The 13971-nt window shown below is 38.7% G+C and carries 14 protein-coding genes; 2 read left to right on the top strand and 12 right to left on the bottom strand.

Annotated features, from left to right (window positions below; all coding sequences use genetic code 11):
* Positions 1-5 precede the first annotated feature (5 nt).
* The 4 genes from HMPREF1154_RS08565 to HMPREF1154_RS08550 all read right to left on the bottom strand — a co-directional run bounded on the left by HMPREF1154_RS08565 (position 6) and on the right by HMPREF1154_RS08550 (position 1855).
* Positions 6-692: a TIGR02117 family protein gene (locus HMPREF1154_RS08565; protein ID WP_009642192.1), complete on the bottom strand. Its 687-nt coding sequence runs from the start codon at positions 690-692 to the stop codon at positions 6-8.
* Positions 692-1102: a type II toxin-antitoxin system HicB family antitoxin gene (locus HMPREF1154_RS08560; protein WP_009642184.1), complete on the bottom strand. Its 411-nt coding sequence runs from the start codon at positions 1100-1102 to the stop codon at positions 692-694. Before HMPREF1154_RS08560 ends, HMPREF1154_RS08565 begins: the two co-directional genes overlap by 1 nt.
* Before the next feature lie 11 nt (positions 1103-1113).
* Complete coding sequence (locus HMPREF1154_RS08555; RefSeq protein ID WP_034567202.1) at positions 1114-1305, bottom strand: type II toxin-antitoxin system HicA family toxin; 192 nt, start codon at positions 1303-1305, stop codon at positions 1114-1116.
* Positions 1306-1366: 61 nt separating this feature from the next.
* Positions 1367-1855: an SMI1/KNR4 family protein gene (locus HMPREF1154_RS08550; protein WP_009642162.1), complete on the bottom strand. Its 489-nt coding sequence runs from the start codon at positions 1853-1855 to the stop codon at positions 1367-1369.
* A gap of 357 nt (positions 1856-2212) precedes the next feature.
* Here HMPREF1154_RS08550 and HMPREF1154_RS08545 point away from each other — a divergent pair, with 357 nt between their 5' ends.
* On the top strand, positions 2213-2869 hold the full coding sequence (locus tag HMPREF1154_RS08545; RefSeq protein WP_157231265.1) for a hypothetical protein: 657 nt from the start codon (positions 2213-2215) through the stop codon (positions 2867-2869).
* Between the two features lie 483 nt (positions 2870-3352).
* On the opposite strand, the gene HMPREF1154_RS08540 is transcribed toward HMPREF1154_RS08545, so the two are convergent.
* The 5 genes from HMPREF1154_RS08540 to HMPREF1154_RS08520 form a co-directional block, all read right to left on the bottom strand.
* The gene (locus tag HMPREF1154_RS08540; protein WP_009642168.1) at positions 3353-3943 is read right to left on the bottom strand and encodes a GrpB family protein; all 591 of its coding nucleotides are present in this window, start codon (positions 3941-3943) and stop codon (positions 3353-3355) included.
* A gap of 38 nt (positions 3944-3981) precedes the next feature.
* Complete coding sequence (gene polA, locus HMPREF1154_RS08535; RefSeq protein WP_009642157.1) at positions 3982-6768, bottom strand: DNA polymerase I; 2787 nt, start codon at positions 6766-6768, stop codon at positions 3982-3984.
* An 89-nt stretch (positions 6769-6857) separates the two neighbouring features.
* A complete protein-coding gene (locus tag HMPREF1154_RS08530; RefSeq protein WP_009642173.1) occupies positions 6858-7427 on the bottom strand; it encodes a YceI family protein in 570 nt (189 codons plus the stop codon).
* An 84-nt stretch (positions 7428-7511) separates the two neighbouring features.
* Positions 7512-8537, bottom strand: a complete 1026-nt coding sequence (locus HMPREF1154_RS08525; protein ID WP_009642196.1) for an FAD:protein FMN transferase — start codon at positions 8535-8537, stop codon at positions 7512-7514.
* Complete coding sequence (locus HMPREF1154_RS08520) at positions 8538-8897, bottom strand: hypothetical protein (RefSeq protein ID WP_009642188.1); 360 nt, start codon at positions 8895-8897, stop codon at positions 8538-8540. It lies immediately after the preceding gene.
* A gap of 147 nt (positions 8898-9044) precedes the next feature.
* On the opposite strand from HMPREF1154_RS08520, the gene HMPREF1154_RS08515 reads away from it, so the two are divergent.
* Positions 9045-9737, top strand: coding sequence for a DNA alkylation repair protein (locus tag HMPREF1154_RS08515; protein ID WP_009642203.1), 693 nt, complete (start codon positions 9045-9047; stop codon positions 9735-9737).
* A gap of 144 nt (positions 9738-9881) precedes the next feature.
* On the opposite strand, the gene HMPREF1154_RS08510 is transcribed toward HMPREF1154_RS08515, so the two are convergent.
* From HMPREF1154_RS08510 to HMPREF1154_RS08500, 3 genes are all read right to left on the bottom strand, one after another.
* The gene (locus HMPREF1154_RS08510; protein WP_009642147.1) at positions 9882-10910 is read right to left on the bottom strand and encodes an AAA family ATPase; all 1029 of its coding nucleotides are present in this window, start codon (positions 10908-10910) and stop codon (positions 9882-9884) included.
* On the bottom strand, positions 10895-12463 hold the full coding sequence (locus tag HMPREF1154_RS08505; RefSeq protein WP_009642204.1) for an ATP-dependent nuclease: 1569 nt from the start codon (positions 12461-12463) through the stop codon (positions 10895-10897). The genes HMPREF1154_RS08510 and HMPREF1154_RS08505 overlap by 16 nt, the downstream gene beginning before the upstream one ends.
* A 75-nt stretch (positions 12464-12538) precedes the next feature.
* Positions 12539-13954: a hypothetical protein gene (locus HMPREF1154_RS08500; protein ID WP_009642174.1), complete on the bottom strand. Its 1416-nt coding sequence runs from the start codon at positions 13952-13954 to the stop codon at positions 12539-12541.
* Between the last annotated feature and the right edge of the window lie 17 nt (positions 13955-13971).

Raw genomic sequence — 13971 nt, 5'->3', positions numbered from 1 at the left:
ATGTGTTAATTTTTTCCTTGATAATTTCGCATCACTCCAGAGGCAAAAGGTGTCCATACACAAGCACGTATGCCACTGGTTTTGAGCATCTTATTCGTCCAAGTATTGCAGGTGAAAAACAGCTGATAGTGCCCCTTGGCCTCATAAAAGGCATCGGTATCACCATAGACCGCATCGGTAGGCACCAGCACGCCCCTACCCTCTTGTAACACAAAGGTTTGTGCAATATGGGTCACCAACTGCCTATACTGGGCGGCACTAAGCGAGAGCGATACTGATTGCTCATCGGTAGGAATTTCATTATAAAAAGTAGCATGCATCAGGGTACCCCCTTGCCCTGTAACCGCCTGAAAGGCAGTAGTCAGTTTCAGGTCTGCCCAAGTGGGTGTTTCCAAGTAGAATTTCCTGCAACCCCAGCCTAAAGCGATATAGCGACTTTGGCCTTTGCCTCGTGTATCTTGCTCACTGACAATTGTTTGCCAATCAAAGAAAGCATTCTTTACAGGCATCACAATATCGGTATGTGCTCCATTGGACAGCAGCCAAATGGTCTCTTCCCCATGCGAGACTTCTTCCGTATTGACGGCAATACGAGAGAGTACCGCTGCTGAAAGCAAATAAAGCAACAGAAAGGCAACAAAACCTGCTATGCTATAACCGAGGTATTTTAAAGTTTTGAGAAATATTTTCATCAAGCGAATTGTAATTGTTGTAATTCTTTACCAAATGCTTGTAGATGATTTTGTATTTTTTCTACAGTTTTAGTGCTTGGTTTGCGATATCCTTGTACATATTGGCTCAATTGCGCTTGATTAACACCTGTAAGTCGTTCAAGACCTGCAAAACTAAGTATATGAGAATAATGCTGTAAGAACGATGGCAGGTCGTATAGAAACTCAAAAGTAGCCTCCTGAAACTCTTTTCCTTCTTCTTCATACAAGGTTTTCATATCTGCATAAGAAAGTTTAAAATCTTCTATAGCCTCCTCTACCGTATCTCCCTCTCCTATAATTCCATAGTTAAGTGTATCATCTTCCAAATCTATATATACACTATAGGTGCCATCTGCTGTTTTTTCAATAAATGCTTTTACTTTGTTCATAATATTTGTTTTTATTTTTTTATTCCAGCGGCTTTCAAAATACTACTAAGAGTTCCTGTAGCCACTTCTTTACTTTTATGATTACTTAATCTGAATTTTTTATTTGTAATAGGACTATACCATACAGGATGCCCATTAGCCTGTTTGTCTGTATCATAACAACCAGCTTCCCGTAGTATTTTTTCCAACTCTGAATACTTCATAAAATTCTCCTTTATGCCCACAAAGATAATGCTGTTATTTTAAATAGCAAAATATTTTTTTTTACCCCTTACAGATTTCCATTTCTTCTTCAAGCCACTGAGAGAAAGGCATAAGCTCTGTATCCTCTTCCCATTCCTCAGGAGGAACATCAGAATAAAAAATACCAAACTGATCTTCTTCGCCCAATACAAATCCTGCCTGATGACCTACATTGGGATAGCAGACTAAAAGGATATGAGGGAATAAATAGACACCTGTCCCCTCGAAGACCTCTTTAGCATAGCTCTCCCATTGATCAGGTGCATAGAACTGGTCGGAAAAACCTCTTTCGTCCTCAAAAAGAGTGCAAGCCCCCAAGGTAAGGAGGAAAGTTTTGAAGTCCTCAGGTAGGCGAACGTTATATTGTTGTTCAAAGAGCATAAGTTGTTCAGGAGTAACCTCACTTTGTCGAGAAAAACAATAGGTTTCATTGCCAAAATGAATGGGTTTGCCCCCACTTTGTTTTATAAGGTCTTGTAATAAGGAAAGAGTTTTATTAAAAGTACTCATAATCTTCTATTTTTTTGCAAAGATACTATTTTTTTTGAAATGAAGTATTTGGGTCAATGTTTTTGGGCATAAATTTTTTGAAAAACTTGGAGATAAAATCTAATAGGAACATTCTATTTCAAGTTACATCAAGAAAATAAACATCTGGTTGCACTCCTTTATTAAATTTTCTACACTTAAAAAAGGGAATAATCCAATGATTTATTGTATCTTTGCCCAAAGTTCCTGAATTTTGGTGTTCTTTTTTTCAAACACAAATTTACTAATTTTCGGGAACTTTTACTTTATTATAGGAAAAAGTTTAAACAGCTTCGCTATTAAAAATGATTGTATAGAACTTTTTAAAACAATATAGCTATGAGCAGACTAATATTTTGTGTTTTCTTACTTTGTTCCAAAATGCTATTCTCTCAAATAGAGACTAAAGAAGCATTTTTAAACCAAATTTATAAGGACTTTATTCCTGAAAATTATCAATTTTTTTATTTAGAAGAACCCTTTATACCTAAAACTCCATCTTCTGATTTTCTTCTTGGAGAACTCACCCTTTCTCAAATAGATGATTATAAAAAAATAATACATGCTATAGAAAAGAGAAAAAAAGATTCCATAATTCCTTCGTGGAATTTCCAAATGTTAGAAAAAAGAGCAAGAAAATGCTCTCAAGATAGTTTATTACCTTTTTCTTCTACTATTAATCATTTTATTCATACTAGAAAAAAAATGAGAGATGAGGAACGATTTAAATCTCCTGGCACCTATATTGTAACTGTAAAATGGTATTGGAGTAAAAAACGAAGAGATAGAGAAGAAGGTAGGGTTTATAATAAATGCTATGAGCTTTTTTATAAGCCAGAAAAACAAGAGTGCTATAGTTTTTCAGAACCTATTTTCTTTGAAGATAATAAAGTGTATTTAGTTTTTCATTCTTTCTTTTATAGTGTTGGGTATGTTTACATAAAAGAAAATAATATTTGGAGGAGAGGGTATGAAGTTTATAGAAAAATATCTTAATAATCTAATGGTATTGAGTCACTACACTTCGTCAAAGTTCCAAAACTTTGACAAAGTCTATAAACCTGATAATCAGTTTTTTATAAAGATAAGCAATCTATTAACAATATAGCTATGAGCAGACTAATATTTTGTGTTTTCTTACTTTGTTCCAAAATGCTATTCTCTCAAATAGAGACTAAAGAAACATTTTTAAACCAAGTATATAAAAACTTTATTCCTGAAGATTATCGATATTTTTATGTCGAAACTCCTTATATACCTGATTTTTTCGATAAACGTTTTTAACCATTTTTGAGGAATTTAGAGATAAACCCCTTATAGGAGCATTCCAATTTAAGTTACATCAAGAAAATAAACATCTGGTTACACTCCTTTATTAAATTTTCTACACTTAAAAAGGGAATAATCCAATGATTTATTGTATCTTTGCCCAAAGTTACTGAATTCTCACAAACACAAAATTACTAACTTTCGAAAAGTTTAAACAACCTCATAACGTCCTTTATAGAGTTCTTTGGCTATCTGTGTGTATTTTGTTATGAAATCAGTCTTATGAGCTGTATAAGCATCCCTATCATGTTCATAAGGTTTCCACAAGGAAATCTTAAGTGTCTCATATTGTCTTGCCACTAACAAATGCTCCTGCAAATAGTCCCGAAAATACAACTCATCATTATCTCCCCAATAGCGCAAATGTAGGTGAAATACCTTATCCGAAAACCCTTGCAAAGTATATCCTTTGTTAAAAGAGAGTCTTGTAGGAGACTCATTCATACAAAGATAACCTGCCTGAAGAAGTATCTCTTTTATCTGTAGAAGTGAAGCAGTGTGTTCCACTTCTACAAGTATATCTATAATTGGTTTTGCCCATATTTCACCAATGGCAGTGCTACCTATATGACTTATCCTAAACACTTTATCAGAAGGTAATCTTTGCAAAAGAAATGTTTTTTCTTCCTCAAACCATGCTTTCCAATGTGGGTTATAAGGTGAAAGAATGATGGGAAATAGTTGCCATAGTTCTGCAAGCGACATTCTTAACAACGGATTGGTCTGTTCATCATTAATCATTAGTCATTAGTCGTTAGTCATTAGTCGTTAGTCATTATTTAGTGTGCTTCTAACCAATTGTTTCCTGTTCCTATCTCCACGATAAGAGGAACGGAAAGCTTGTAAGCCTGCTGCATTTCCTCCCTGATAAGTGGGGTTACCACTTCTAATTCGGGTTTAGGTACATCAAAAAGCAATTCGTCATGTACTTGTAGGAGCATGCGGGTAGCCAATTTTTCCTTTTCAAGGCGCTGAGCTATACGCACCATGGCTATTTTGATAATATCGGCAGCACTTCCTTGTATAGGAGCATTTACCGCATTGCGTTCGGCAGCACCTCTGACTACCTGATTGCGCGAATACACATCGGGCAAGTAGCGACGACGCCCTAAGATGGTCTCTACATAACCATGCTCACGAGCAAAAGCTATCTGTTTTTCTATATATCCCTTGAGCTTGGGGTAGGTTTGGTAATAGGTATCAATAAGCTCCTTGCTTTGGCTACGAGTAAGAGAGGTTTGTTGGCTCAGTCCAATGGCCGATACCCCATAGATAATCCCAAAGTTGACCGTTTTGGCATGGCTACGCTGCTCCTTGGTGACCTCTTCTATGGGCACTGCGAAAACCTTCGCCGCCGTGGAGCGATGGATATCCTGTCCCTGAAGGAACGCCTCTATCATGTGGTCTTCCTCACTCAGGGCAGCGATGATACGCAATTCTATCTGAGAATAGTCGGCCGAGAGCAGGGTATAGTCCTCATTGCGAGGAACGAAAGCCTTGCGAATCTGGCTACCTCGCGGGGTACGAATAGGGATATTCTGCAAATTGGGTTGGTTACTGCTGAGCCTACCTGTGGCTGTTACCGCCTGCATAAAGGTCGTATGTACCCGCCCTGTACGCGGATTCACCTCACGAGGGAGGGCTTCTATATAAGTGCTTTGGAGCTTCTGCAAGGCTCTAAATTCCAATACATTGGCTACAATAGGGTGCTCAGAGGCCAACTGAGAGAGTACCTCCTCGGAGGTCGCATATTGTCCTGTCTTGGTCTTCTTAGGCTTGGAGAGCAATTTCAGTTTTTCAAAGAGTATATCCCCCAACTGTTTAGGTGAAGAGAGGTTAAAGGATTCCTCTGCTTGGTCAAAGATGGTTGTCTGTAGCGCTATCAGATCGGTATTGATTTCTTTGGAGAGTTCCCCTAAGAAATGGGTATCTAAGCGAATCCCCTCATACTCCATTTGTGCCAACACTTTCACCAAGGGTGCTTCTACCTCGGTAAAGAGCTTGACCATCTGGTCTTTTTCCAATAGTGGAAGGAAGGCATGCTTGAGCTGGAGGGTAACATCGGTATCCTCTACCGCGTACTCTTTTTGCAATTCAGCGGGTACGGCACGCATGGTCAGCTGTCCCTTCCCTTTTTTGCCAATGAGGGTATCTATGGCAATAGGGGTATATCCCAGATAAGCCTCCGAGAGCAAATCCATGTTATGACGCATATCTGGATTGAGCAGATAGTGGGCAATCATGGTATCAAAGAGCTGCCCACGAACTTCAATTCCGTAATTGGTCAATACTTTCAGGTCATACTTAAGGTTTTGACCTATCTTGAGAATCGTTGTGGATTCAAAAAAGGGTTTCAGCACCGAAAGCCATTGCCCTGCCAAGTCAAAATCTTCTGGAAAGAGGATATAATAGCCCTTATGCACCTCCCATGAAAGCGCTAAACCAACAATTTTCGCTTCCAACTCGTTTAAAGAGGTCGTTTCTGTATCAAAACATACCTCTTTTTGTACCAAAAGCTCAGGTAGCAAAGCTTCTACCTCCGCCTGAGTGGTGAGTAGTTGGTATTGGTGCGGTACTTCCTTAATCGTTTTGAGCTTTTGAGTGGGTACTGCCTCGGCAAACATGGGCTGGGTAACCACAGGCGAGGAAAGTCCCGCCAAAGAAAACAAATCAGGCTGGGCAGCAGGTGCCACTCCGAAAGCCTTTTGTAAGGTAGCGAGCATAGTACGGAACTCCAATTCTTCAAAGATAGGCTTGATCTTATCCATCTGAGGTGCAGAAAGTTCGAAATCCTTTTCGTCAAAGGTAACAGGCACATCCAAGAGAATACGTGCAAGGGTTTTAGAAAGCAACCCTTTTTCCTTATTCGCCTCTATATTCTCTCGGAGCTTACCCTTGAGCTTATCGGTATTGGCCAAGAGGTTTTCCAAAGAACCAAATTCCTTAAGGAGCTTTTGGGCTGTCTTCTCTCCTACCCCTGGTAGGCCAGGGATATTATCCACCGCATCACCCATCATCCCCAAGAGGTCTATCACCTGCTCAGGGTATTCTACTTGAAAATTCTCCTTGACTTCTTCTACCCCCCATATCTCTACCTCATTGCCTCCACGGGCAGGCTTATACATAAAAATATGAGGAGAGACCAGCTGGCTATAGTCCTTATCTGGAGTTACCATATACACGGTATAGCCCTGTTTTTCAGCCTGTTTGGAGAGTGTCCCTATAATATCATCCGCCTCATAACCTTCCTTTTCTATGATAGGAATCCGCATAGCTTCCAGAATCTGATGTATATAGGGAATGGCCAAGCGAATCGCCTCTGGCGTCTCTTCTCGGTTGGCCTTGTATTCGGGATAAATAGCTGTGCGCTGCTGACTCCCTCCCTTATCAAAGCATACCGCCAAGAGGTGAGGTTGCTCCTTGCGAATAACCTCCAATAGTGAGTTCATAAACCCCACTATGGCCGAGGTATTCATCCCCTTGGAGTTGATACGAGGGTTCTTGATAAAAGCATAATAGCCCCTGAATATCAAGGCATAAGCATCTAATAGAAATAATTTTTTCATCTCAGTATATTCTTTTTATAAAAAAACCTTTGGCAAAAAGGCTTCACCAAAGGTCTCTCTAACAAAAACACAAAATTCACAAACACAGATTAGAAGGAAGGCATCACAAAGGTATGAATCGTGAAATTGTCCTCAATGGCCTTATCTCCTAAGTTGGAGAAAAAGCTACCTGAACCATACTTGATGTCATACTGCGTACGGTTGATTACCACCGTGGAGGCAAAGCCCTCCGCAGCTGTCCTAAGTAGTTCCACGGTTACAGGATTGGTGATTCCCTTGATGGTAAGATCCCCTTCTGCCTTATAGCCTGCTTGGGTCTTGGTAACTGTCTTTAGCTTCAAGGTAGCAGTAGGAAATTTCTTAACCGCAAAAAAATCGTCGGACTTAAGGTGTTCTTCCAATTTTGCTTTTCCCTTAGCGTCCATATCCTCATCAGTAACAGTTAAGGTGTTCATATCCACCACAAAAGAGCCACCAACGAGTTCGTTGTTCTTATAGGTAAATTCCCCTGAACTAAAGGTAAGAGTACCCTTATGACCTGCTCCTACTACTTTTTTAGCCTCCCACTGGAGATTGCTAGCTTGCAGATGAAGCTTTTTGACTTGCCCCATAGCCACCGCAGCTACAAATAAGGCAATAATGCTTAGTATTTTCCTCATAAAAATTAGTATTTATCACTGGGCAAAGATAATAATAAAAATGGAATAAACAAGGTAAAAGTCAAAAAATTAATGTGCAGATGCCTACTCTTCAAACTCTACCTTAAAGTTCTCTGTTACATACTTTTGTATCTGTCCCTTATGCGCCTCATCGGAGTAGAGCAATACCGCCCTAAGTTCCTTATGAGCTTTAAGAAATGCCTTAGCTGGCTCAACCCCGCCCAAGGCCATAAGAGTGGTCGCATAGCCATCGGCCATCATAGCCGAAGGAGCTACAACTGTGGCACTCAATAGGTTACTAGGTTGTGGACGACCTGTCTTAGGATTGATAGTATGTACATATTTCTGCCCTGTCAGGGAATCCGTCCAGAGCTTGCGATAATTACCCGAAGTAGCCAACCCACAATCGGTCAGCTCCACCGTAGCGACGATCTCCCTATCTTCATCAGGCTTTTGCAAGGGATTGTCTATGCCTATCGTCCAAGACTTGCCCTTGAGGGTGTTTCGCCCATGAATAACTAGCTCGCCCCCTACCTCTACAATAAAGTTGGTGATCTGCTTGGAAAGGAAATAATCGGCAATCACATCGGAGGTATACCCCTGCGCTATCGCATTGAAGTTCAACTGTATATTAGGATTATCCTTTCTTATAAAAATACCTTTGGGGGTGTCATTGATATGTACCTTGTCCATACCCGTTAGGGCAAGCAAACTATCTATTTGCTTTTGGGTAGGAGGGGTATGGTTTTCCTTTTTGCCAAAGCCCCAAGCGTTGATCAGCTGTCCGATAGAGGGGTCAAAGGCTCCTTTACTCTGCCAATATATGTCAAAAGAAGCTGAAATAACTTTCTCAAAATGAGGATCTATAGGCAGGCGTTCGCCTTTGTTTATCTTACTAATCAAGGAGTTATCTATATAGGTAGACATGGATAGGTCTATCACCCGCAGTATAGAATCCACAGCCGTTTTCTCCACTGGTTGGTGAGCAATATAGGTAATCCCATAGGTAGTGCCTTGTGCCTCTCCCCTTATATAATAGACGTTTTCCTTGGATACTTGTTGACAAGCAACGGCGAGAACCGCTGCACATAAGATGTATAGGTATTTCATTTATTCAATCTTTAATAATCCTCTAAAATCAACTTGGTAGGACTTGCCCTGTTCCAATGGAGCCAAAGGGTTCTCTACATCATAGAGTCCTACCCCTGCCCAATAGGTGTCTGCCTTATGCTCCGCTGCCTTGCGGCGTACTTTTTCCATAAAGGCTGGGTCATACACATCGGGATCGTCCCCCTGCAAAATAGGGCGTACGATGATAAAACTCTTCTGTCCCTTGGGGTCTATACAGACAAATTGTGGGTTCTTCTTGCGATCACTATTGACCAACAGAAACTCCCAACCCAGCTCCTGCAAGGCCTCTCCTACGATATTCATCGCTAAATTATGTAATTCTTGTTCGGTTAGCGGCATTTCTTTATTGTTAATGGTTGTGGGCTGACTACTGACCTCTGACTACTGGCTACTGATCAAAGGGCAAATGTACGAAATTAATAGAGAATTACCACGAAAAACTGTTATTTTTTTGTACCTTTGTCTTCTCTAACAAACCGTCCTTTCATGCCACAAGACAGCTCCTTTACCTCCTTGCTATTTGCCTTGCAAGATGTCCCCTATGGTGATTTCACCCATAAGCTCATCCCTACCCTCTCCCGTGAGCGTATCATCGGGGTGCGCCTGCCTGCACTCCGCAAAGAGGCCAAGAACCTCGCTAAGCAACAGCCCGAAGCCGTCACGCTGTTTATCAACTCACTCCCCCACTACTACCATGAGGAAAACCTATTACATGGCTTTCTTATAGAACAAGTCAAAGCCTTTGACAAGGCCATCACCTATACCGAAGCCTTTCTACCCTATATAGACAATTGGGCGGTGTGTGATACCTTTTCCCCTAAGCTCTTCCAAAAGCATCCCAAAGAGACCTATACCCATATCCTCCAGTGGCTCAAAAGCCCACAGCCCTACACCATTCGCTATGGCATAGGGCTGCTGTTGTCCAATTATTTAGACGATTACTTTGAGAGCGAAATGCTCTCCCTTGTCGCCAATATCCAGTCGGACGAATATTATGTCAATATGATGATTGCTTGGTATTTGGCCACTGCCTTGGCCAAGCAGTACGAAGCGACCCTACCCCTTATCCAGAGCCAAACGCTCTCCCCCTTTGTACAAAACAAAACCATCCAAAAAGCCCGCGAAAGCAGGAGGATAAGTGAGGAGGTAAAGGAGATGTTGGTGAAGTGGAGGGTTTAGGGCGTATCCCTTAGCCCCATAAACACAATCTCTACACTTCCGTCTCTGAAGCAACTCCTTTTTTGTTTCCTAAAAATAAATTCTTAATAGAAATAAGGCATCTCTGTTTCTTGAATTTAAGCAACTATAAAAATAAGAACAAATTTATTGCTTATATTTATCTAAGAATACATGTGGAATAAAGTAAATATCCCCTTTAGATCTTGTGTAAGCAACGTAAAGTTTATTTCGGGTTGACGGATTTAATTGGTGCAATGTATTGTCATTGTATCCTTTCAAGGTAGTTTGGTTCAATACAATACAAACATCTTGGAACTTGTCAATACCTTTAGATTTTCCCCAATTCTCTGCATAGCACGAGTATTTATTAGCCTCTCTGTAAAACAATTTGATTTTTTCATTGTCGACAAACAAGGTATCTGCATCATCTTGATTATCTATTAAAATGATTTCTGTATTATCTTGCCGATGAGAAGAAATTTGGATGTGTAATTGTTGCGTGACAAGTTGACAGGTTGTAGGCGAACATCTATAACTGTTGGAAAGCGTAGTCTCGTCAATAGTAACTCCAATCGCAGACCATATTTTCTTGTATTTTTTGTAGTCATTATATAACCCTTTATTAACATTCCCATCGTTGCTGGTATCGAAAGTATGTTGGTAGAAATCTCCAACAAATAAACAATCAATAGTTGTAGGAGTAATGGCTTGTATCAAATTGAAATCATGCCCACCAAGGTCTTGAATTTCATCAACCATAAAGTAATCATAAAATTTCTCTATACGTTCTTTAATCAAATTCACACAACATTCCAAACACAACTTGGCAATCCTATTATGATATAAATACCACCCTTTGGTGAGGTAAAATAAAGGATTATTTCGCTTTATTTTTAATGTATTCTGGTTTGGCATATGCCACGTGATACCTTTTGCTCGAACTTTATCCTTGAGAAAAGGGCGATAACATACACGTATTAAGAATTGGAAATATGACATAAGTGTTATATTTTGAGGTACATAACCAAAAGTGTTGATTATACGTTGGCGGATATTTGCTAAATTATTATCCGTGTAGGTAACTATCAAGAAACGCCGTTCCAAGTTTAATTTATTTATTAAGTAAGTCGTTTTCCCAGATCCTGCGACTGCAAGTATTAAGCGTCTATCCATCTTATTGCATCTTGTATATATTGAGGAACAACAATTGTATCAGCTTTATTCTTCAGCAACAAATATGCTGCTTCTGCCTTATTCTTAAGCATATAATCCACGGTGGCTAATCTACGTCCAGGAGTTTGAAATTCGCTATCGCATATGGCTTGATTCTCTTGATAAATACACACTTCGAAAGTGTTCCTTGTGTTATCTGTATCTGAATAAATTTTAATATTTGGAAACTGATTTTGGGTGTAATCCGAGTAATTATTTGTTACATTAACAGCATAATCATGATCATTGTCGGTTATTACCGCTACTTTATTATTCAATAATTTTGCTACGTCCAAATATCTTTTGAAGCATTTCCCATCAACAGCAATAACTCCTATTCCACTTGAAGAAAGTTCTTTAGCAAGCGTTGTTTTATACAAAGCTTCCATTAAAATGAACTCCGCATCTCCTTCTACCAAGATAGATTTCGAAGATAAAACAAATTGTAGCATATTATTATCTGGAGCTTTTATGAAAAAATCAGCGGTATCATCAGGTAAAGCCCCCAAACTAACAACATTGGTAGATAAACTATTAAAAAGCAGACTTTTTTTCAGGTTTAATCTTGTAGCAATAAGGTCACAATGAGTAGATATAAAGAGTTGTCGATTTTGAGATCCTCTTATAAGTTCAATGAGTTGTAGCATCTTTGTATAGCTCAAATGATTTTCTGGTTCTTCAATCAATACTGCATCAATACTATTAACTGCCCTATTTATAGAAAGTTCTGTTTTTATAAAGCATTGAGTCCCAGTTCCCTTATTTTCTAATGGAATATCATTCTCTAAAAGTGTAATATCAGTTTCTATATTATCGTCAGCAGATTCCCTTATTGCAAAACTATAAGGTGGTATCAAAGCATTATATTGAGCCAATATTTGATTCTGAAATTGAACTTTATTATCCTTGTAAGCATATCTTGCATTTATACGTTGCTCATCAGTTAGCTGTGCATGATAAATATCATTCACATAGTCACGCATAGCACGAGGACTACCTATTGTAGAGTTGTCAACAAAAATACAACTTAGCTTCTTAGTATAAGCATTGAATGATTCACCAGCAAAAGTTTCAAATACAATTTTATAAAATTCCAAAGGAAAAGAAGCATTAGGGTTTTGTAGCAATTGTGCAATCTGCTCACTATATTCATCATTGGGAACACAAGACAATCTTATACCTGAACATAGGTTTCTTGCACTATTGTTCATCCCTTCTAATGAGGGATCTGGTTGATTAGGAAAGTACAGTTCCACATACATCTCTGGCATCTTGTTCAAATCTCGATCCCCGTTCATATATTCACGGATAGTCTCAATGTTGAAAAGTTTGTCGAGACCAATATTCTCAATACGTGTTCTACTTCCTCGAGCAACTATATCTATCGCTTGTAGAATTGTACTCTTTCCAGATTCATTATCACCAATAAAAATATTAATATCGGGATTAACATTAAAAACCAGATCTTTGAATCTCTTGAAATTGTGTAGCTTAATTTTCTCTATAGTAATCATTTCTTTATTGCTTAATAGGGTTTGGATTTACTGGGAAACTGTATCATACTATTTCATCAAATGTGTACTTATTAGTTACAGCCTCGATTTTTTTATGACTTTATCATATTCTTCTGATGAATGCATATTAAATGAAGGTGGATCAATTGGAAAATTTTTGATATTGTATGTCATCGTTGAAATGGTATGGTCATTGGGAACTGAACTTTCAAGAAGTCCATCTTTGTAGAAATGATGTCCAGCTCGAGGAAAAAGGTTTGGATTTAATGGTATCTCAGCAAATGGGTTATGAAATATCTGAATGCCATCTGCCCATGTCTCCCTGCACCCCTCATTCACTACCTTACCAATCACATTTGGTAAAATTGCATTTGGATTTGAATTATAGCAGATCTTTATTTGATATACCTTGTTGTTATTGTTCCCATAGCCGGCTTGTATTCCCATTCTGTTGAATTTTGGCAAAGTACCACAAGGAGAGAACAATATAGCACTCACATGTTTGAATTTGTTATCAAGAAAAAGTGGTTTTATGCTACTTTCCCTTTTCTGAAATGTGATACCAGATTCGTTTTCCAATGATATTGTACCGTCATGATGATGGATTGCTTTCTGTTCAATACCATATAAGATACTTACAATGCCTGGAAAAGACCAAGTCATAGACATATCTGCATGAAAATCGGCAATGGCATAGACCAATGGCTTGCCCTTTACATGTGGAAGCTCCCAATATGGTTGCTCTTTATATGTGTGGTTTAACTTTGAATATAGAGGAGAACCATACATTAATGGAATCTCATTCTCCATTTTCTTGAAAATTTCTTCAACTGTCGGAATATTTGCAGGTTCGTCTAATCCTTGTTTGCGATTGATATGAACTGCCTCTATTGCAATCTCATGCCCCATTTTCTCTATCAAAAAGTCTGGAGCTGTATAATCATAGTTGAAATAAAAGTTCTCTTCCCCAAAATAGCACCATAAATACAATTCCCAAATTCGTGCATCAAAACCATTTTTTGATTGGAATTGATCAACAAAATTACCATCTCTATCCTGATAATGAAAAGACAACTCTTCAATGACAGATTTAGCTGCAGTAAAGAATCCATCCTTATCCAATAGCATTGTAAAGTATGGATGTTGTTGTTCAGATTTTACGATTGGAGAGAAGAAGTCATTTGTCGGAAGCTCTTTCTTCAGAGCTTCATCATTCCGCACATATGTAATCATCATATCCTTTAGAGCATTTCTTGCATCCTCTATTGAATTAAGATCCAAATTCATAGAAACAAGACAATATTTGTTTCTTGAATCTCGGTCGAATAGCATAGCATGAAATGTTTGATCCTCTTTGTCTAAAGAAACAAAACCTATCAGAAAATCGTCTTCAGAAGAATAATATTCCAACTCCTTGTTTACAAGTTTAACAAATGGGTCTCTTGTAAAAAGGAGTAAAAGATTTGCTTTATTAGGATTTAATGGCTTCATATACTCTGTTGATACTT

This window comes from Capnocytophaga sp. CM59, assembly GCF_000293175.1.
Taxonomy (GTDB): Bacteria; Bacteroidota; Bacteroidia; order Flavobacteriales; family Flavobacteriaceae; genus Capnocytophaga; species Capnocytophaga granulosa.
Note: the sequence above shows the minus strand (reverse complement) of the source record. Positions and strands in the feature narration are given on the sequence as shown.